15 protein-coding genes and 1 pseudogene are annotated in these 19,192 nt (G+C 34.5%); 5 read left to right on the forward strand and 11 right to left on the reverse strand.

All coding sequences use genetic code 11. The features are described from left to right. Nucleotides 1-145: 145 nt before the first annotated feature. From J5V48_RS06735 to J5V48_RS06775, 9 genes are read right to left on the reverse strand one after another with little or no spacing between them, the layout of a single operon-like run. Nucleotides 146-1,090 carry a type IV secretion system protein gene (locus J5V48_RS06735; RefSeq protein WP_219937807.1) on the reverse strand — a complete coding sequence of 315 codons (945 nt, stop codon included), beginning with the start codon at nucleotides 1,088-1,090 and terminating at the stop codon, nucleotides 146-148. Further along, nucleotides 1,087-1,857 (reverse strand): hypothetical protein, encoded by a 771-nt coding sequence (locus J5V48_RS06740; protein WP_219937808.1) that lies wholly within the window; start codon nucleotides 1,855-1,857, stop codon nucleotides 1,087-1,089. Before J5V48_RS06740 ends, J5V48_RS06735 begins: the two co-directional genes overlap by 4 nt. 4 nt (nucleotides 1,858-1,861) lie before the next feature. Further along, on the reverse strand, nucleotides 1,862-3,172 hold the full coding sequence (locus J5V48_RS06745; RefSeq protein ID WP_219937809.1) for a TraB/TrbI/VirB10 family type IV secretion system protein: 1,311 nt from the start codon (nucleotides 3,170-3,172) through the stop codon (nucleotides 1,862-1,864). A 4-nt stretch (nucleotides 3,173-3,176) separates the two neighbouring features. Next, on the reverse strand, nucleotides 3,177-4,082 hold the full coding sequence (locus tag J5V48_RS06750; protein WP_219937810.1) for a TrbG/VirB9 family P-type conjugative transfer protein: 906 nt from the start codon (nucleotides 4,080-4,082) through the stop codon (nucleotides 3,177-3,179). A gap of 1 nt (nucleotide 4,083) precedes the next feature. Then, nucleotides 4,084-4,722 carry a VirB8 family type IV secretion system protein gene (locus tag J5V48_RS06755; RefSeq protein WP_219937811.1) on the reverse strand — a complete coding sequence of 213 codons (639 nt, stop codon included), beginning with the start codon at nucleotides 4,720-4,722 and terminating at the stop codon, nucleotides 4,084-4,086. Beyond that, nucleotides 4,713-7,163, reverse strand: coding sequence for a TraG/VirB4 family ATPase (locus J5V48_RS06760; protein WP_219937812.1), 2,451 nt, complete (start codon nucleotides 7,161-7,163; stop codon nucleotides 4,713-4,715). The genes J5V48_RS06755 and J5V48_RS06760 overlap by 10 nt, the downstream gene beginning before the upstream one ends. Further along, the gene (locus J5V48_RS06765) at nucleotides 7,163-7,453 is read right to left on the reverse strand and encodes a VirB3 family type IV secretion system protein (protein WP_219937813.1); all 291 of its coding nucleotides are present in this window, start codon (nucleotides 7,451-7,453) and stop codon (nucleotides 7,163-7,165) included. Before J5V48_RS06765 ends, J5V48_RS06760 begins: the two co-directional genes overlap by 1 nt. Next, nucleotides 7,453-7,914: a TrbC/VirB2 family protein gene (locus tag J5V48_RS06770; RefSeq protein ID WP_219937814.1), complete on the reverse strand. Its 462-nt coding sequence runs from the start codon at nucleotides 7,912-7,914 to the stop codon at nucleotides 7,453-7,455. Before J5V48_RS06770 ends, J5V48_RS06765 begins: the two co-directional genes overlap by 1 nt. Beyond that, nucleotides 7,911-8,876 (reverse strand): ATPase, T2SS/T4P/T4SS family, encoded by a 966-nt coding sequence (locus tag J5V48_RS06775; RefSeq protein ID WP_219937815.1) that lies wholly within the window; start codon nucleotides 8,874-8,876, stop codon nucleotides 7,911-7,913. Before J5V48_RS06775 ends, J5V48_RS06770 begins: the two co-directional genes overlap by 4 nt. Before the next feature lie 283 nt (nucleotides 8,877-9,159). Between J5V48_RS06775 and J5V48_RS06780 the strand changes: the two genes are divergently transcribed. Both J5V48_RS06780 and J5V48_RS06785 read left to right on the forward strand, forming a co-directional pair. Then, nucleotides 9,160-9,738: a zinc-ribbon domain-containing protein gene (locus J5V48_RS06780; protein ID WP_219937816.1), complete on the forward strand. Its 579-nt coding sequence runs from the start codon at nucleotides 9,160-9,162 to the stop codon at nucleotides 9,736-9,738. 190 nt (nucleotides 9,739-9,928) lie between these two features. Beyond that, a complete protein-coding gene (locus J5V48_RS06785; protein WP_219937817.1) occupies nucleotides 9,929-11,734 on the forward strand; it encodes an AAA family ATPase in 1,806 nt (601 codons plus the stop codon). A gap of 98 nt (nucleotides 11,735-11,832) precedes the next feature. Here J5V48_RS06785 and J5V48_RS06790 read toward each other — a convergent pair whose 3' ends face one another. Further along, entirely contained in the window at nucleotides 11,833-13,674 is a 1,842-nt protein-coding gene (locus J5V48_RS06790; RefSeq protein ID WP_219937818.1) for a hypothetical protein, read from the reverse strand. Nucleotides 13,675-14,070: 396 nt separating this feature from the next. Here J5V48_RS06790 and J5V48_RS06795 point away from each other — a divergent pair, with 396 nt between their 5' ends. Both J5V48_RS06795 and J5V48_RS06800 read left to right on the forward strand, forming a co-directional pair. Beyond that, a complete protein-coding gene (locus J5V48_RS06795; protein ID WP_219937819.1) occupies nucleotides 14,071-14,706 on the forward strand; it encodes an IS607 family transposase in 636 nt (211 codons plus the stop codon). An 8-nt stretch (nucleotides 14,707-14,714) separates the two neighbouring features. Beyond that, complete coding sequence (locus tag J5V48_RS06800; RefSeq protein WP_219937820.1) at nucleotides 14,715-16,112, forward strand: RNA-guided endonuclease InsQ/TnpB family protein; 1,398 nt, start codon at nucleotides 14,715-14,717, stop codon at nucleotides 16,110-16,112. Between the two features lie 456 nt (nucleotides 16,113-16,568). Here J5V48_RS06800 and asnB read toward each other — a convergent pair whose 3' ends face one another. Next, the gene (asnB, locus tag J5V48_RS06805; RefSeq protein WP_219937821.1) at nucleotides 16,569-18,266 is read right to left on the reverse strand and encodes an asparagine synthase B; all 1,698 of its coding nucleotides are present in this window, start codon (nucleotides 18,264-18,266) and stop codon (nucleotides 16,569-16,571) included. Between the two features lie 623 nt (nucleotides 18,267-18,889). Here asnB and tnpA point away from each other — a divergent pair. Further along, nucleotides 18,890-19,114, forward strand: a pseudogene (gene tnpA, locus J5V48_RS06810) (IS200/IS605 family transposase); the annotation flags it as partial. Between the last annotated feature and the right edge of the window lie 78 nt (nucleotides 19,115-19,192).

The following is a 19,192-nucleotide window of genomic DNA, read 5'->3' on the forward strand; positions in this document are numbered from 1 at the left end:
AAGAGCATTGCAAAACAGAACATCTGTAGTTTTTTTAGGCTTGAGAGAAGAACCTTCAAAATGCCATCCTCTGCAAAACAGTCACTCTTAGCAGTTAGCCACTGTATCAGAATCATCATGTTTTTCAGAATAAGGCTGTCAATTGTCAGATCACACGTTTTGTTAATGTAACACCAGCCGATCTTGCTGCATCTCCTGTTAGTGCTGTAACGGATCCTATATGCATATCTTTTGCACCATTTCCTGTATATCTGACAAGTGAGCCTATCAAGGATGGAAGATAACCTGATACACAGAAGATAAAAAGTGCAGTAAACAGAAGATAGATAAAGTCATCAATTACAAGCGGATCGGCACTTGTCTGTCTTTGCTCAAAGGATAACATTATTCTCTCCAGTAAGGATGTAGTTGCCTTGAATATAACATTGTAGGTCATAAGAGAGAGTGCAAGGGATATAACCGTTTTCAGATAGTTTGCAGCAAAGATCCTTGTTTTGCTGTATGCGCCAAATCCAAGAACAATGACACCGATAGTACAGAGTACATAGGCTCCAATGAATGTTGCACAGTAGCGGATGACTACAAGACAGAGAAGTATCATAAACACGAATGTTATTATTCTGAACATGACAGATACTGATGTAGACAGTACCATCGAATTTAAGATGTTTGATATTCTGCCTGTAATATTGAATATAAGATCGATAAGTTCAGATGGTCCTTGCTTTTCACTAGAAACAATAGAGCATAATGAGTCTACGATACTTATGCCAATAGTCTCTCCATTGTTGAGTAAGAAAAGATATATACCAGTTATAAGAGTAAGTTTTACCATCTCAAGAGAAAAACTCATATAGTTTCCTGAACGGAAAATAAGTTTTAATCCCTGAAGGACAATTGCAATTGGCAAAAGAAGAAAAAACAGTCTTGTTGCAGCCTGTTTTATAGGCTCAGCTGTAAGTCTTACCTCATTTATAAAATGCTCTGACAGAGAGCTTAGAATATTATCAGCATTTAGTGCCTGAGCTGATGAGATCCCAGGAAGTAAAAGTACTGTTAACAGGAGACATAGACTTAATATCCTTTTCATTTTATATCTCCAAGCATGACAGACATATGATCAGATCGGACATTGGTATCTGCTTTCATCGCTTTGCTGTCTGCAAGGTCGGTAAGATGAGCTTTTTCCTTTTCATTTGCTATCATCTGAGCTTTGAGTTTTGCAAGATTGCTTATCTGGGTATTTAAAGATACAAGGACATTTGCCTGTGTTGTACTTACTTTTGTCAGTGCGTCAATTGAGCTGTTCAGACCTTCACTGCTCTGAGCCTCCAATGAAAGTTCATTCAGTTTGTCAATGCTGTCTATAAGCGTTGACTGTGTGTTCTTTGCATTCTCCTTTATAAAGGTTGAAAGCTCAAGATCGTTTTTCTGCAGGAGAGTATTTATCTTTTTGAAATTGCACTTTCCGTCAGATAAACACGATGACCAGGCCAATGCTCTTTGTTCATCAGCACTCATTTCAGATTGTGTCTGTGAATTTCTTGCAAATGCATAGCTCGCCTCAAGAAGCAAAAGGTAATCCTTTGTAAGGCTCTTAACCTTCTCCCAGGATTTCTTGTTATAAAAAGTGCTGTTTTTCTCATTTTTTCTGTTCTGCTCATTTATGCTGTTTTTAAGTTCACTCAGATCTTTTGTATTTTTATCAGACATCTGCTTTAAAACATCAAGACCTTCATTTAACTGACTGATAATTGAACTTGTCTTTGCCACAACCACTGATGATGTGTATTCTCTGCAAAAGGCAAAAGAACAGAACAAAGAGAAAAAAATTGCACAAAAAAGTTTTAATTTCATATAACTAACCTTTGTAAGGTCCTTTAAAGTAGATATCTTTTGTAATTGCTATGCTGAACATAAATCCTGGTTCAACATCAAGTGTCGGCGAAAAATTTATACTCTCTGTTAAAGCCTTGCTTGATGAGGTTGCAACATTATCAACAAAGTTTTTTGAGCTCCTTTTTACAAAGGATGAATGATCCCTTGAATAGATGTATTCATCAGCGGTTATTTCCTGTGTGCTTTGAATAGTGGATATAAGAAAACCAGATAAAAGGTTTTTTAAAAAGTGTGTATCAACATTTGCATCAATTCCTGCATATCCATCAAGTGACTGACCCGGCATTGCACCTAAATTCAATGAGCTGCCGTCTGGAAAAATAAGTCTTGAAAAACCGGCAAACAGTCTTTGAGCATTCATTTTTACATCAGATGAATACATACCAATCACTTTTGTGCCTCTTGGTATGAGCAGATATCTGCCTTTTACTGAATCATATATATCCGATGTGACAATGGCTGTTATCTGTCCTGGAAGTTCAGAATTAATGCCTGTTATAAGTCTTGCTCTGATAACTGATCCTTGAAAAAGTGCAAAAGGACTTTTTAAAGGCTCAACACTGTGATCAAGTACATAATCAGAATTTTCAAACATTGAGTACTTATCTGATAGAGGATTATTCACACTGCCATAATTATTCTTAAGATTGGATTCAATACTGTTTCCTTTATCCATGATTGAGCTGCCTGATAAGAGAGTACCGTCAGTACTACCTAAAGTATTCAGTGAGACTGTACTTTTAGCACTCAACGCCTTTGAAAACTCCTGTTTTCGATAGGATCGTCTCTTAAAGTTATCTTTTTTACTGTTTTCTCCTTTTGTTCTATTTTGATTGTTGTCAGGTACAAAATTTGCCTCATCATTGTAGTCATCTTCATATAAAGAGCTGTTTGAATCAGTCTGTTCTTCAATTAACGGCAGGCTGTGTTTCTCCTTGTACAGAGTGTAGTTTTTATAAAATTCTTCAAGAGATTCTTCTTCGCTGTTTTGTCGTTTTGCTTTTCTATCCTCAAATTTTTCTTTATTCTCATAATGAGCATCTTGCGTATCTTGAGAGCGTTGCTCATCAAATTGAGCATCTTCAATGTTGTCAATTGTATTTTCTGCTATATCATTTATTCTCTCAATCTGTTCATCAAGACTTACTGTGTTTTCATCAATTACTGTTGTTTCTGCCTCTTTTTGTTCATAAAAGGTAGTACAGGTAAAAATAATGATTAAAAAGGTTATCAGTACACCTGAATAAAGATATTTCCTGCTTACAGTTTTCATAGCTTTATCTGACAATCCTTATATTATGATCGTCCCCGTCTTTTTTTATTTGCAGTAAAAGCTCTTTAAATGCGCCATCTGCAATGATGCTGTTTCCTAATACCCTGTAATTGACCGAAGACTTATGCTTCTTTCCTGTTCCGTCATTTTGAATGCAAAAAAGTAAAGGCGCCTCTTCAAGTGAGCTTTTGTCTTTCAACTCAATAATGGTTCTGCCACCGCTAAAATATCCTTCTATAAATGAGCTTTTATTATCTAAAACCGTATAGTTGAATGTCGCTGTTGAAAAGTTACTGTTACTCTGTATGGTATTTTTGTTATATGTTTGATCAGTATTCTGATAGGGAATATCATCTGATATGTGAGTATCCTTTGCAAAACTGTCATTATATGAGTTTTGTGAAAACTTCTTTTTTGCGTTTTCAGGATAATAAAAATGAACAGACTGCATAAAATCAGATGAGGTGGATTTTAATCTTATATGATATGTTCTCTTGTCTGTTGTGATGACAAGTGAGGTTTTAAGTCCTGTATCAAGAGGCTTTACAATAAGATGCTCAACAAAACCACTTTCATTGCCTGATTTTGCATATTCAACAGACCATCTTGCACCGTCTCCTAACTGTACTGAATTTATGTGCTCATTTTGCTCCATTGCAATATCTGTAAGTTCTAGTATTGCGCATACAACAGTTGGGATTTGAGATCCGTAATTGAATCTTACAGTTCCCGGCATAATTGCAAAACCACCTTTAGAATTTCTGTCAAAGCTGTTTAGCTTTTTTAATGTGGCATTGTCCCTTTCATCAAGATATGTTCCGTTATCAGCTGCATATTCATCTCTTAATGTATCTGAAAAAACAGTAATAGAGCAGAATAAAAACATAAGGACGATAGATTTTTTTAACATGTTATACCTTTGAAATTATCTTTGATACTCTGATATCGTTAATAAAGATCCCAAGTGGATTAAGTCTAAGTGTTTCAAGATTCTTTGCGTTTACCTTCTTTATCTCAAAACTCAAGAAAGCCTTGTATCTTTGACTTTTTTCCTTGCTGTTTACTGAAAAATCCACCTGATAGTGCCTTTGTGATAACGCACTTACAGTTTCAATAGCCACATCCTGAATATTTTTCTGCAGGCTATTATCCTGATAGTGTCTGTCGATTTTTCCTTTAGCTTCGCTTTTCAGATTTGTCGATGCATATACCTTTTTTATAAGAGCAATGTTCTGCTCTCTGTCAGATGTATTTGTATACATTGATTCAATATATGAGCAGATAAAATCTGTTATCGCCTGAGGCGGGATTTTCAGATCTTTTGGTATGATCTGTGTTTGTATAACAGCACCACTCTTGTCGAGCATTACAATGTAGGGAATGAATCTGTCCTTTTTGCACTCATCAATATAGGCAATACTGATACAGAAAAGCAGCATAAGACTTGTAAAGGCTAAAGCATATGGAAGAAACATCTTCTTTAATTCATAGTTAATAAAATCAAAACGCCTGATTCCAATACTGTTTGTGATTTTCTTTTTTAAAGACATACAGCCTCCAAAGAACAGCTGTCTTCATCATTTGCCAATCTTTCTTTGTCTATACCCAAAAGCTCCTTTTCCTTATCAGATAGAATCAGGCGAAATGGCATGAAAATATCCCCCTTTTGTAAAAAGAAATCCTGTTTTTCTCTGCCGTTTGCAATTTCATGTATTTCACGTTCATTAAGATTCATCTTTTCATAGTGTTTTTTCATATGTGCAGCCTGAAGGGCTGAATTTGGCAGATATACTCTTGTCTGAACGCAGTCAAGAATATCCACAAAGTTGGAGGTCATACTTAAATCTGTAATTGACTGTGTTGCCATAATTAGAGTTACGTTGTGTTTTCTGAGTGTTTTTATCCACATGATTAGCTCTTTGTTGAAATAATCATCCTTGAGCATCATCCAGGCCTCATCAATGATGATTGCACTTGCTCTGTGTTTTTGTACGCTGTCATTTATAAGATTGAAAACAGCCTTTAAAGTTGGATATAGATGACTCTTTTCTCTTGAGAATAACTGTGCACATTCAAATACTGTAAGCACATTTGTAAACTCAGTATTGCTATCTCCATCTAAAAGAGCATTTTCTGCTTTGCTTTTACAATACTGCTCAATGATCTTTTTTATATTTATGCTTGTAAGCACTGAGAGAAGATCACTTAAAGAATGTCTGTATTCTGGCATCTTGCTAAGAAGCTCCAGGGCAAGCCTGATTTCCTGCCTTTCATCAATGCTAAGTACATATCTGTTGTACTCAAAAAGACTTACCAAAAATTCAAATGCATCTGTAAACTTATCCTCACTGCCAAGATCGAAAAGAGGACAAAGAGATATATCCGATCTATCATCTAAGCATATATGCGCACCTTCAATATGAGAGCAGAGCTTTTTGAGAGAATACCCCTTGTCAAAACAGAAGATATGCATATCCTCATACTGTAAAAGAGCAGGAATGAGCGATCCTAGAAATACTGATTTTCCTGCACCTGTAGGTCCAAGAACAAGGCAGTTAGCAAGCTCGTTTATGTGCAGATTAAGATTTGATATTCCGTTATCAAAGCTTTTTACTGTCATCAAAGATGGAGCCCTGTCTCCAAAGAATTTTGTATTTGGAGAGTATTTTTCACCTTTAAAGCTTGTATTTAATGGAAGAAAGTCTGCAAATACCTCATTGGATATCAGAGCGCGTCTTACATTTTCTGTACAGTGACCCGGCAGTGAGCCAAGATATGCATCTGTTGCATTGACTGACTCAATTCTTGCACCAAAACCTAAAGAGAGAATTAACTTTGCCGCCTGTTTTGCCTTTCTTTTAAGTTCATACAGTTTTCTGTCATAAATGATTATGCAGCCTGTATAAGTACCAAAGATCTTGGCATTTTTATTTAGTTCTGTTTTTGCATCAGATACGTTCTGCTCCTGTTCAACCGCATCTGCGTTTTGTGTAACAGGAGACTCTGAAAACATACTGAAAAGACCTCTTTTTTTCTGAGCCCAGAATCTTCTGTATTTTTCTAAATGAAGATTGCTTTTTAATCTGTCAAAAACAATATATCTGCTTGAATAGCGATACTCAAAATCAAGCTCTGATAGAGCATTCAGTATGCAGAACTCTGATGAATTAGGAAAACCTTCAACTGCAACAACACCTATATATTTGTTCGCTATCTTTGGAAACATTCCTGATTCAAAATCGCTATCAGACAGCACCATATCAAGATAGAAATCCTGTTTTGGAAGCATGAGAGGAGTGTGGTTAAAACAGATGCACTCTCTTAAAAAACTTAAGGATTCATGAGATTTGATGCCGGTGAAGTTTTTATAGGTACATTCTCTTAATTCAAAGGATGTGCTTATTCTCTGAAGAACTCTGTCTGTTTGTGTTTTAAAAGCCTCAAGAAGCTCGCTGATAGTTGTATCCTCCTCAACACCTTTGTTATTTGAAAACAGCTTTGTAAGAGTCTGTGTATCAAGAGTTCCTGCAAGTGAGGTTATACAAAGATAATAATCATTTTTATAGCATACATCCTGCTTTAAGGTGTCCATTCTTGAGCAGAAAAGCTCTTTTGCCTTCACTGGACCATGATAAGTGCTCTCTGGCTTTATATAATCGTTATCCTTTGTTCTTATCACATCAAAATTGATAATGAAACTGCTGTTAACCTCCTTTATGGCATCACAGACAGATTGCTGTTTCTTTTTGATGAAAATAGGATCTTCAAAGCTGATGCACTGCGCCTCAATTTTATAAACCTTCATGAGCGCGCCGTTCTTGAGTATGATTATATTGTCAGGGCCTAATAATGCATAATCAATCAGATCAGTAAAAGCATTCTTTTTTACTGCTTTTTTGTCTTTTAACAACAGAACCTTAAGGCAGAGTACAGCAATTAAAAATGTTGTGACAAAGCCAATAGTAAGCATAAAAACCACGTACTGAGCCATTATTTTCTGTATCCTGTAGTGAATATGTTTCCATGAGCAAGATAGTTCTCTTTGTATCGTATGTTTCGCATATATACCTTAAAGAGCATAGGATCATTTAGCTGCATAAGATAAAGTGCTGTATATCCCAGGCAAAAGAGAAAAAATGATAGTAAAAAGCCTTTAATACTCAGACTTATACTTGCAATGACAATGCATAAAAACAAAAGACTCATGCAAAGCTGTCTGTCTGCAAGTAAAAAAGTCTGATTTCTAATTAAAGACTGATAGATATCGTGTTTTGTACCCATCAGCACATCCTTGAATATTTGTCTATTGATGCTTTTGAGTAATCAATATATAAGGAAATATCAGTGTTTTTTGTTGCAATCTGATTATGATCTTTTAGTAAATTCTCCTTTTTATAATCATTGTTTTTATGAACACTTACGCCATCATCAATGCATGCACCGTTGAAAACACCGGTCATTATGCTGTTAGCACCAAGGATCATGCCGACAACAAGCACAAGATAGACAAGGGATTTTACAAATCGGCTTATTTCACCACCTGCAAAAATAAGAGTCATTCCTGAAGATACGATGCCAATAAGCGCAACAGAGCGCGCAACAGGTCCTGTAAGTGACAGCTGAATATCCTTAAGATAACTTTCATAAGGGAGTGTTGTTGAATTTACCTCAGATGCGTTTGCATCATTTAAAAAAAGTAAAAACAAAAGCGTTAGCGAAAATGCTATGAGTGTACCTTTCATATAAGATTTTCTCCTAGGAGTTCTAATTTATATTTTTTATCTTCAAAACCGTTAACCTGATAAATACAGTGCACGTGTCTGTACGGTGCTTTTTTTAGTACAACAATCGCATCGATTGATGTTCCTATAAGTCTTTCAATGCCTGATGGAGCATTTGGATTTCTGCTTATAAGAAGCTTTAATCTTTCAAGTGCCTGGATTTCATTGCCTGCATGCATAGAGCACATGGCTCCATCATGTCCTGTACTTAAGGCATCAAGCATATCAAGTGCCTCTTTTGAGCGTATTTCACCTACGACAATTCTGTCTGGTGACAGTCTTAAACTCGCTTTGACAAGATAGGACATATCCGCATTCTTTGAGGTATACAGACTTACACAGTTTTTTCCGTTTATCTCAAGCTCCGGCGTATCCTCAATTGTTATAATTCTTGACTGTGCATCATTGCAAAGAACAAGTCTTAAAAGTGAGTTTAAAAAAGTTGTCTTCCCGCAGGCAGTCTGCCCGCATATAAGAAGATTCTTTTTACTTAAGATCAGCTTTTTTAAAACCTCATACAGTTGCTCATTTATAAAACCCTCACTTAGCAGTTCATCAATACTGATAGTTAGAGTATTGAATGATCTGAGACAAAAAACAGGAGCCTTAACAAGAGGGGGCAGTACTGCTGCAAAACGGACCTTAAGAAAGTCTATTTCGCAGTCAATTACAGGACTGTTGTTAGGTATTTCCCTGCTGTTTAATGAAGCTATGCTTCTTATAATGGCTGATGCCCTATAGGTATCAACGCAGCCTACCAGCTCTAAATGACCGTGACTGCACTTTACAAACATTTTTCCGTCAGGATTGAGCATAAGCTCTTCAACTTTCTTCTCAAGAATCGAGTTGACCAGATCTCTTCCTAGCAGTGAGTAAAGTGACTGTCTTATTCTGTCCGACTGAATGTTTTCTTTTTCAAACATACAAACACCTGTTTTTAACGCAGGCATTATTGCACTTGATTATTTTTGCCTGTTTCAAAAGATGCATAATCTGCACTGATGGTGTTTAACAGTTTGAATTAAAAAGAAAAAAGGATAATCTTTTTTAAGAAACGTTTTGATTTATATATGTGTGTGTACTGTGTGTGCGTTAAATGCGATATTTAATTTTGTTTTGACGATTCACATTGTAAAGAATAGAATTTAAAGGATCATATTTGTCTTGGATAGACAAATCGTATAAACAAAAATATAAGGTGAAATTATGTTCTGCTCTAAGTGTGGTGCCGATAATCCAGATGGTGCAAATTTCTGTATAAAGTGCGGTCATGCTTTAAACTTTACAATTCCTGAGAATAAGGTAAATACTGTACCAGCTGCAAATCAGTCACTCATAAATGAGACTCAAAACTGCAATTCTCTCATGATAATTGGCTTGATTTTTTCTCTTCTCAATTACGTACCATACGTAAATATCATGAGTTGTATTGTTTCTTATATTGTTACTATTCTTGGAATGTGCAAGGTAATAGCCTTCTGTCAGAAGTATGTCAGTTTTGATTCAAATGCAGCAATGATAGAGAAAATGACACGAACACTTCGTCTTCATTACATTATTACACTTGTTTCAGCATTTTTCGTTCTGTTTATTGCCGTGCTGTTAGTTTCATATTCTGCTTATGGCGGTCTGCAAGCCCAAAATGATGATGTAAACCTGTTTCTTGGTTTATGTATTGTAGTCTTGCTAATCTACAACTGTGCAATTTCTATTTGGTGCCTTGTTCGCTGGTTCACTATCAGAGAATTTATTCTTGGTGCTAAAGCGCAATTATCAAAAGCTTAAAACAGATTCTTTTAAATATTTATTTTTTAACCACCAAAAAAGATCAGTAAGATCAATTTAGGTGTTTTTTTTTATTAGCCAAAATCAACATCTTATCTTAAATATTTTAGGAATTTTGTATCAAGCGTCTTTGACTAAGCAGTGATACATCACTAAAATAGAAGATAGTTAAATATTACGGATAAAGAATATGAGTGATAATAAATTTAAAAGACTACCATATGGTACAGAGGAATTCTCTGTACTTAGAAAAGAGGATTACTATTATATAGATAAATCCTTATACATAAAGAATGTTTTTGAAAACTCAGCTTCCGTTATCCTTTTTACAAGGCCAAGACGGTTTGGTAAAACTCTTTTAATGGATATGTTCTCTTCATTTTTAGCTATAGCTGAAGATGGAAGTGATAACAGAGAATACAAAGAAAAACTCTTTGAAGGTCTTGAGATTTTTAAAGATAAAGAATTTACAGATAAATACCTAGGACAGTTCCCTGTTATTTCTATTTCTCTTAAAAGCGCTTATGGAGAGACTTTTGAACAAGCCTATGATGCATTAGCACGTATCGTAGTAAGGCTATTTTCTGGTTTCGACTTTTTATTAAACAGTAAGAATCTGTTAAAAGATGAGATTGAAAACTATAGAAAATATCTAAATAGAGAATTTCTGTGTGATATAAATTCTATGGGATATGTAAAGGAAGCTTTAGAATTTCTATCAACTTGTCTTTATAAGCACTATAAAAAGAAAGTCATACTTCTTATAGATGAGTATGATGTACCTTTAGCAAAGGCATCAGAGAAAGGTTATCACGATGAGATGGTAACTCTTATAAGCCAGTTCTTTGATTTCATGAAAATCACACCTAATAACAATAGCACAGAATATCCAATTAAAAAGATAGTACTCACAGGCTGTTTAAAGGTAGCAAAAAACAGTATCTTTACAGGTGTAAACAACCTTTATGTGAATACAATTCTGTCAGAAAGTCAATCTTTTGATTCAATGATAGGATTTACAAAAGAAGAGACTGTAAAGATATTAAAGGATTATGAGCTTGAAGAGTATACAACGCTGGTTAAAGAAAACTATGATGGATACAGATTCAATGAAAAAGAGATGTTCTGTCCATGGGATGTAGTTAACTTTATAGCAGAGTCATTAGATAAGATAGGCTCAGGAAAAACAATAATACCAGGAAACTACTGGATAAACTCAACATCAAGCAACGCATTATTATCATATGTTGGATATCTTACAGATAAAGATAATGAGAATATGCAAAAGCTTATGGATGGTGAGTGTATAGAGACCACCATCAATGATTCAATGAATTATGATGATTTAGCTATGCACAAAGCAGAGGATTTCTACACATTATTACTTTTTACAGGATATCTTACAGTAGTTGGGTATAGACCAGAGAATGTTGCAGGTGGAAAACCAAAGACTATCTATTCACTTAGAATTCCAAACCTTGAAATAAGAGAATGCTTTATACAAAATATCAATGCTCACTTTGATACTATAGTAAATCAAGGAGAGAATAAGGCAAAGCTTATAGCAAAAGCATTGTTTGAAGGTGATAGTGAAAGTGCATCAGATAACATATTTGACCTTTTAAAGTCATATGTATCAATAAGAGACTTTGCAACCAAGGCAAAACCTGAGAACTTCTATCATGGGTTCTTATCAGGAGTATTTACAAACTGTTCTAACTTCATAACTGACTTTAAATCAAACAGTGAATCAGGTAATGGCTATGCTGATTTAATGTTCATGAATGAAAGAAAAAAGAAAGTAGTTATCATTGAGATAAAAGCATCAAAAAATGATGATGACTTAATACAGGATACTAATGATGCTCTTTTACAGATAGAAAAGAAAAAGTATTACGAGCCATTCTTAAAGAAAGACAGCATAAATACTATCTACTGCTATGGCATCAGTTTCTGTAACAAGCAGTGTGAAGTTTCTTGCAGAAAAATAAAATGATCCTTATTTTTGGAGAGATGAGCGTGAATACATAGAATTTTTTCTTAGTTCACTCACCTCTCCTAAGGCATCTTCAAGTTATGACAAGAGAGCCTAATTTACTTGATTATTCCAAACTTCTTCAATTTTTGAATAAAAACTTTTTTTGTAGAGTGTTTTGTCGTTAGATACTTCAAAAGACTCTCTTTTTTATCTTTCATTTCATTGATTTGGTAAAGATTAAGAAGGATTAGTATCCAGTTGATTATATTTTCATATAGGTTTGGTCTTCTTGAATCTAGTGCGCTTTCAATAAGAGCATTAAAGTTTTTATCAATTTGTTTGAATAACTCTTCTTCATAGTTATTTTGAATTGAAGTATGTTTTTGCCAATGCTTCAGTACCACTTCACTTGTTAACTTATCATTGAGAAGCTCCGCTTTTTTTAGCGTGTAAGTGTAACCGCTAAAGGCTAAAATAGGATACAAAGTAAATATATTTGATAGCGTTGAGCTTGCAAATTCAAATGATCTTTTTGGACAGTATTTCTTTGATAAGACAAGATATCCTAACAGAAGACTAGCATAAAGCAGTGATCCTTTGAAGTTTTGATATGTAAGTTGTTTATTTTCACAACGGCTGAATTCAAAAGCTCTACCATCGAGGATTTTCATTAAGAGATATCCATTAAAAGAATAATTGTCATAAAATCCACTTAATTGGAGATCACAAAAATCCAGATCTTTTTCTGAACATTTATCTTTTTTATGTTCATTTTCATAAATGTTTTGAATAATTGCATCATATTTATGGAAGTCTTCAGAATAATATCGAAGCTTTAGGTAATTTAAAGGACATGCATTTAATGAGAACAAATCAACACATAACTTTTCAAGATCATTTTGTCTTTTCAGTTTATTTGCTAACAAAATTCCAAGTTCTGTAATCTGCTCTTTTTCATAAAATTTTGGTGGTATTTCAGGAACACATTCTAATACTAAAGATAAAACTGAGGACAGAGCATTTTCTTTCTCATCAGATCCTTCTGGTATTGATGAGATTGTTGTTTTTTCAACAAGTGACATAATGTGTTTATACATTATTTCAGGATATGTTTTAAGATATTTTTTTGCTTCTGATACAACGACCATTGGATCTGAAATGTTTTCGATTAGATCCTTTATCAACGAAGATTTGCTATAGGAATCTTTTTCCTTTATAAGTTCAGCCATGATTTGAATATAGAATTCATCAAGTTCCTTTAAGTCTATATGCTTTAATTTCTTTAAGGAATTAAAAGGTAAGGACAAGCAGTTGTCTCTGTCAGTTAGCAAGTTCATTGTAACTTTTACTCTATTTTCAGGAGAAAAATTGAAATAGATAAAAGGTAAAACTTCACTAAGTACACCTGATATATCATCTTGACTAACTATTTCATAATCAGTTAAATCACTTATTGTAAGAATATTGAGACCATGCATATCAGGTAAATCACCTTTAACTGGTATCTTGAGATTTATTAAGGTATTAACTAAAGGCCAACCTTTGTCGAATAATTCATATTCGTAGCATTGATGAATGACGTAGCATGCTCTTTCAATCTTGTCTAGAAGCTCTCCGTCATCAGAAAAATCGAATGAATCCTCATCTGGAAGACCATCATAAACATAATCGAAATCTTCATTGTATTCACTGTCTATATAAACAGTCTTAGGATCTAGTGTTGAAAAATATTTAACGAGGGAGTCTATTTCTTTTAAGATGTCATTTTCAATTTCAGTATCAACAAGATGTACTTTATTAGAAAATTCATTTTTTTCTGATATGAGTTTTTTTAAAAAGGTATCTCTTTCTTTTTCAGGTAAATTTCTTGCAAATTCTCTAATAAAATATTGCAGTGTTTCTTTGTTTTTATCAAAGCATGCATTGTCGATGTCATTAAGGAAAGATTTTAAATTCATAATATAACTCTATATTGTCTAAGAAATGCTTCTTATTATAAGTGATATTAATAGAGTATTTGCAACAAACGCAGACTCACCGGATAAAACTATTTAAGATCCTAGCAGAGGTTTAGATGATGAAACAAAATCAAAGATTATTGCAAGAAAAAGAAATGGTTTTGGCAAAGCTCTTGGCGATATTGTATTAGCAAATGGTCTTACAAGTGAGAAGCTAATTAAGAATATTGTCTCTCAGGCTTTTGTAGAGTCTGGTTATAGAATTGTCACAGAAGATCCAGATGGCAAAGCTGTTCATGTAGATATTGTTGTTGATAAATTCTGGGGTAATTAACAGTTTTATTAAAAATATAAATAGTTTATAATATCTAAAATTATTTTTTTAGATTTAGATTTATGAACAAGATTATTTCAATAGGACAAGCAGCAAAATTATTAGGTGTTCATGTTCAGACGTTAAGAAATTGGGAAAAGTCAGGTAAATTAAAACCTGACAGTATTTCTCCTGGTGGTACAAGACGATACAACCTTGAACATATTCTTCAATTATCTGGTAAAGAAATACCAGTTCAAGGTGATAACAGATATACTGTCGCTTATGCTAGAGTAAGCAGTCACGATCAGAAAGATGATTTAAAAAGACAGGCTCAGGTTCTTGAATTATACTGTGCTGAGCATGGTTATCAGTTTGAAATGATAACTGATCTAGGATCAGGAATGAATTATTATAAGAAGGGGCTGACATCTTTAATCAATAAGATTTTAAATAATGAAGTGAAAAGACTGGTATTGACGCACAAGGATAGATTACTAAGATTTGGAGCAGAGCTTATATTCTCAATTTGCGAAGCTAAAGGTGTAGAGGTGGTTATTATTAATCGAGGAGAAGATAAGCCAAGTTTTGAAGAGGATTTAGCAAAAGATGTTCTTGAAATCATAACAGTATTTTCAGCAAGATTGTACGGAAGCAGAAGTAAAAAGAATAAGAAATTATTAGATAGATTAAAAGAAGCAGCAGAAACTGACAGGTAATAGAAAGAATGATTGTAGGACAGATTATAGAGCTAAAAGCAAACAATAAGTTTTTTACTTATTGTCGAAAAGCTTTTGGAGTCAGAAGATTTGCCTACAACTGGTGCGTAGAAAAGTTTAATAAGGATTATGCATCACACTGTGCTGCAATGAGGCAATACCAAAAAGAGCTTTGTGAGTACAAAAAGTCCCCACTCAAAGCTACTGAGGCACCAGTAAAACCAAAATTACCTACATGGCAGGACTACAAAAAAGAGTTTAATGCAATCCGTAAGGAAAAATATCCTTTTACATACGAGGTAACAAAATATGCCTCACAGCAGAGTTTCATTAATTTTGGACAAGCAGTATCAAAATACTTTAGTAATGTAAAAAATAAGAAGAACAGCAAAAGGAAGGTCGGTTTTCCTGCATTTCAAAAGAAAAGCTATCATCGAGGCAGTTTCTACATTGGAGGAGACCAAGTAAAAATTGTTATAGGGAAAACATGCTCAAAGAAGTTAGAAAATCACAGTAATAAACAGTATTTGAATATACCAAACTTCGGATACGTACAGCTGAAAGAAAAACTCAGATTCAATGGACACATCAACAGTGTAACAATCTCCCAGAGAGCGGACCGAATTTTTGCATCATTCAGTGTAGAAATATCTGAAGAAGAATATCAAAGAACACATAAGGCAGCAGTGCAAAATAATACTGCAGTTGGTATTGATTTAGGAATAAAATCCGCACTGATGTTATCAGATAGAATCAGTATTGACGCACCAAAACCATTAAGGAAAAAGCTTAGAAAACTTGCAAAATTACAACGACAGCTTAATCGAAAGAATCACCCAAGAACCAAAGGTGATAAGACGAAGGTGTCTTGTAATTATATAAAGCAATCTAAAAAAGTAAGTAAGCTATATTGTTCTATCACCAATATACGAAATGATTTTACTCAAAAGATAACAACAATTCTGGCTAATCACTATGAATACATCTGTATGGAAAATCTAAACGTAAAAGGGATGATGGCGAACAAAAAACTTGCCAGGGCAATAAGTGATATTGGCTTTTACAAGATTAAACAAAATCTTAAATACAAAATGGAAAGTAAACATCGATTTCTACAAGAAGTTGATATGTTTTTTGCAAGCTCAAAGTTTTGCAGTAAATGTGGTGCACTAAAAAAAGAATTAACACTCAAAGATCGAGTCTATGAATGTCCTGAATGTGGAATAACTATAGACCGTGATTTGAATGCAGCAATAAACCTGAGACAACAGATAAAAAACGTAGGAGCAGCTAGCTCCGAACTTAAGCCTGTGGAGCTGACGGCTCTGTTATCTGATTTAGTAATAAATGAGATAGCAACCAGCAGTTGTGAAGCAGGAATTAGGTTAAAAGATTATAATTATTAACAATTTGTATAATTTTATAGTTTTTTATAGATCCTAATTAGCGGCTGGTTCTCTCCTGGTTTTTGGACTATTAGTGTATATGCAAATACAGAGCTTACACTTGATATGAAACATGATTTAAAATCAGAAAAAATCCATGTATATCAGACAAAAAGACGTCGCTCACTTGCCGCAACAGGAAGCCTATGGCAAGATGTATTTTTAAAAAATCTCTATGATGTAAAGATGGACATAAGAGATAAAATTCAGAGATCTGAATTGCTAAAGTAGTTTTATATAAGAATATCAAAATAGATTCTTTCAGAAGACAAAATGAGGACTAAGTCCTCATTTTTTTGGCCTAATGTTGTTTTTTCGTTAGTTTAATAAAACAAGAAGTCCCCACTTAAATAGTATGCACCCCGTTATTGATCACATGATTGATAATGGGGGGCTTAAAGTGGGGGTGAATGTTTCCTACATCTTATGTCCCATTTCATAGGAGTGCTCGTGTACGTCTGTTACAGCACGTCCTGATGGATCGTTCATCTGAGCAAACTTAGCATCCCAGGCAATTGCAGTTGGGGTAGAGCATGCAACTGACTTACCATAAGGTACGGTCTTGACGGCAGATGGAAGTTTGAACAGATCTTCAAAGATTTCTCTGTAAAGGTAAGCTTCCTTTGTTACAGGAGTATTTACAGGGAATCTTGTTTCTCTTTGTGCAAACTTTCTGTCAGAAACCTGCTGCTCAGCATAATCTCTTAGAGCATCGATCCATGAATATCCTACGCCATCAGAGAACTGTTCTTTCTGTCTCCATAGAACTTCTTCTGGTAACATGCCTTCAAAAGCTTCACGAAGAGGTTTCTTTTCGATAACATCGCCACGGCACATCTTGCCTTCTGGATTAAAGTGCATAGCAATATCAAGGAATTTCTTGTCAAGGAATGGTACACGACCTTCTACACCCCAGGCCATAAGAGACTTGTTTGCTCTTAAGCAGTCATAAAGATGTAACTGATCAAGTTTTCTTACCAGCTCTTCGTGCATTTCCTTTGAATCAGGTGCCTTATGGAAGTATAGGTAACCACCAAAGATTTCATCTGAGCCTTCACCTGATAAAACCATCTTGATGCCCATAGCCTTGATATATCTTGCCATCAGATACATAGGAGTTGAAGCTCTGATGGTTGTTACATCATATGTTTCAATATGATAGATAACATCACGAAGTGCATCGATACCTTCTTGAACAGTGTAGTGGATCTCGTGGTGAACTGTACCAAGATAGTCAGCAACAACCTTTGCCTTCTTTAAGTCTGGTGCACCTTCAAGACCGATTGCAAAAGAGTGCAGTCTTGGGAACCAGGCATCTGTCTTGCCATCATCTTCAATACGCTTTTGTGCATAATATTTTGCAATAGCACTGATAACTGATGAATCAAGACCGCCTGATAAAAGAACACCATATGGTACGTCACACATAAGCTGGCGTCTTACAGCATCCATAAGTCCTTCTTTTAAGGTGCTTACATCAGCCTTGTCATTCTTAACGTTATCATACTCAAACCAGTCACGCTTGTAGTACTGCTTGAATTCGTAGTCACCACCCTTGGTGTAAATATAATGACGTGGAGGGAATTCCTTTACTGTATCACAGACATTTACCAATGCTTTCATTTCTGAAGCAATGTAGAAACGGCCTTCACGATCAGAACCTACATACATTGGGTTGATACCCATATGATCACGTGCTGCAAAGATTGTATCGTCTTCTTCATCATAGATGACAAAAGCAAAGTCACCTACTAGACGATCAACAAAGTTCTTGCCGGTTCTTTTAAACTCTTCATACAGAGGAAGAATAACCTCACAGTCAGAGCCAGTTTTGAATTTATAGTCTACAGTTAATTCTTCCTTTAACTGCTTGTGATTGTAGATCTCACCATTAACAGCCAGAATGTGCTTGCGGTTTTCATTATACAGTGGCTGAGCTCCATTCTGAGGGTCAACGATTGACAGTCTCTCATGCACAATAATTGCGCTCTTGCCCTGATAAATACCTTCCCAGTCTGGTCCACGATGAAGCTGTAGTCTTGAATTCTCGAGTGCAACCTGTCGTAGAGCTTCGGGATGTTCTTTAATATCAAATATTCCGAATATAGAACACATATACTATCCTTTAGCTGTTGTTATAGTATGGCTAAAAAAGGTGCCATTTCATCTGCAAAAAATGTTAGCACAGCCATTTGCACTATTATTGAAAAGTGTATTTTTGGTGCACTTTTATGTATAAAATGTTGTATATTCAGGCATTTTTAAGATAAATAGTAATAAAAATATTTATAAATCAATGATATAATTTTAAAATTATCATGCATAAAATTAGTGCATTGAGATCACTTATGGTGAAAATGTAGCATTTTTGTCTTTTGTGTGGAAATTTTATAAGCCTGTTATTCAGATTTCTTTTTAATCTTCAAAAAAGTAGAGCTTTTTAATGTCTCCTAAATGGTCTTTATTAAGTACAATTCATTATTGTTGAAAATCTCGAAAGTGATCCGTCGATCTCAGTCGAAGTTGATCTGTCTTTTATAATATTTAAAAAAATATGCAGATCTGGTAATTACTGTAAACGATGGATTAGAGGATGAATGCACCTATTTAACTTTATCTAGCAAGAATTCCCCCGCCTCTATAGGCGGTTGGGATGAATTGCTCCATAGTGGCTGTAAATAATATTGAATTATATTAAAATATAATTAGACGATATATTGTGAATAGGTTATTATTCGATGGAATTTGATGGTAATGCTCATTCAGTCTTTTTATTGAATTATCATTTGATTCTGGTTGTAAAATATAGAAGAAAGGTATTTGATAACAGAATATCGCAGAGAGCTAAAGAAATATTTTCCAGAATTGCCCCAAGTTACAATATCACTCTGCAGGAGAGGGGCCACGACCTAGATCATGTTCATATATTGTTCCGAGCACATCCAAAGAGCGCAATTAGTAAATCATACCCAAGATCTTAGTAACTATTTGAAAATCAAGGGTATTTATAAAATTACTACCTGACAGCCAATCTGTAGGTA

This window comes from Succinivibrio faecicola, assembly GCF_019448115.1.
Lineage (GTDB): Bacteria > Pseudomonadota > Gammaproteobacteria > Enterobacterales > Succinivibrionaceae > Succinivibrio > Succinivibrio faecicola.

Excerpts from the sequence above, each read along its gene's own strand:
- J5V48_RS06735 (WP_219937807.1), bottom strand. The coding sequence starts at position 1,090 with ATGAAAAGGATATTAAGTCTATGTCTCCTGTTAACAGTACTTTTACTT.
- J5V48_RS06740 (WP_219937808.1), bottom strand. The coding sequence starts at position 1,857 with ATGAAATTAAAACTTTTTTGTGCAATTTTTTTCTCTTTGTTCTGTTCT.
- J5V48_RS06745 (WP_219937809.1), bottom strand. The coding sequence starts at position 3,172 with ATGAAAACTGTAAGCAGGAAATATCTTTATTCAGGTGTACTGATAACC.
- J5V48_RS06750 (WP_219937810.1), bottom strand. The coding sequence starts at position 4,082 with ATGTTAAAAAAATCTATCGTCCTTATGTTTTTATTCTGCTCTATTACT.
- J5V48_RS06755 (WP_219937811.1), bottom strand. The coding sequence starts at position 4,722 with ATGTCTTTAAAAAAGAAAATCACAAACAGTATTGGAATCAGGCGTTTT.
- J5V48_RS06760 (WP_219937812.1), bottom strand. The coding sequence starts at position 7,163 with ATGGCTCAGTACGTGGTTTTTATGCTTACTATTGGCTTTGTCACAACA.
- J5V48_RS06765 (WP_219937813.1), bottom strand. The coding sequence starts at position 7,453 with ATGGGTACAAAACACGATATCTATCAGTCTTTAATTAGAAATCAGACT.
- J5V48_RS06770 (WP_219937814.1), bottom strand. The coding sequence starts at position 7,914 with ATGAAAGGTACACTCATAGCATTTTCGCTAACGCTTTTGTTTTTACTT.
- J5V48_RS06775 (WP_219937815.1), bottom strand. The coding sequence starts at position 8,876 with ATGTTTGAAAAAGAAAACATTCAGTCGGACAGAATAAGACAGTCACTT.
- J5V48_RS06780 (WP_219937816.1), top strand. The coding sequence starts at position 9,160 with ATGTTCTGCTCTAAGTGTGGTGCCGATAATCCAGATGGTGCAAATTTC.
- J5V48_RS06785 (WP_219937817.1), top strand. The coding sequence starts at position 9,929 with ATGAGTGATAATAAATTTAAAAGACTACCATATGGTACAGAGGAATTC.
- J5V48_RS06790 (WP_219937818.1), bottom strand. The coding sequence starts at position 13,674 with ATGAATTTAAAATCTTTCCTTAATGACATCGACAATGCATGCTTTGAT.
- J5V48_RS06795 (WP_219937819.1), top strand. The coding sequence starts at position 14,071 with ATGAACAAGATTATTTCAATAGGACAAGCAGCAAAATTATTAGGTGTT.
- J5V48_RS06800 (WP_219937820.1), top strand. The coding sequence starts at position 14,715 with ATGATTGTAGGACAGATTATAGAGCTAAAAGCAAACAATAAGTTTTTT.
- asnB (WP_219937821.1), bottom strand. The coding sequence starts at position 18,266 with ATGTGTTCTATATTCGGAATATTTGATATTAAAGAACATCCCGAAGCT.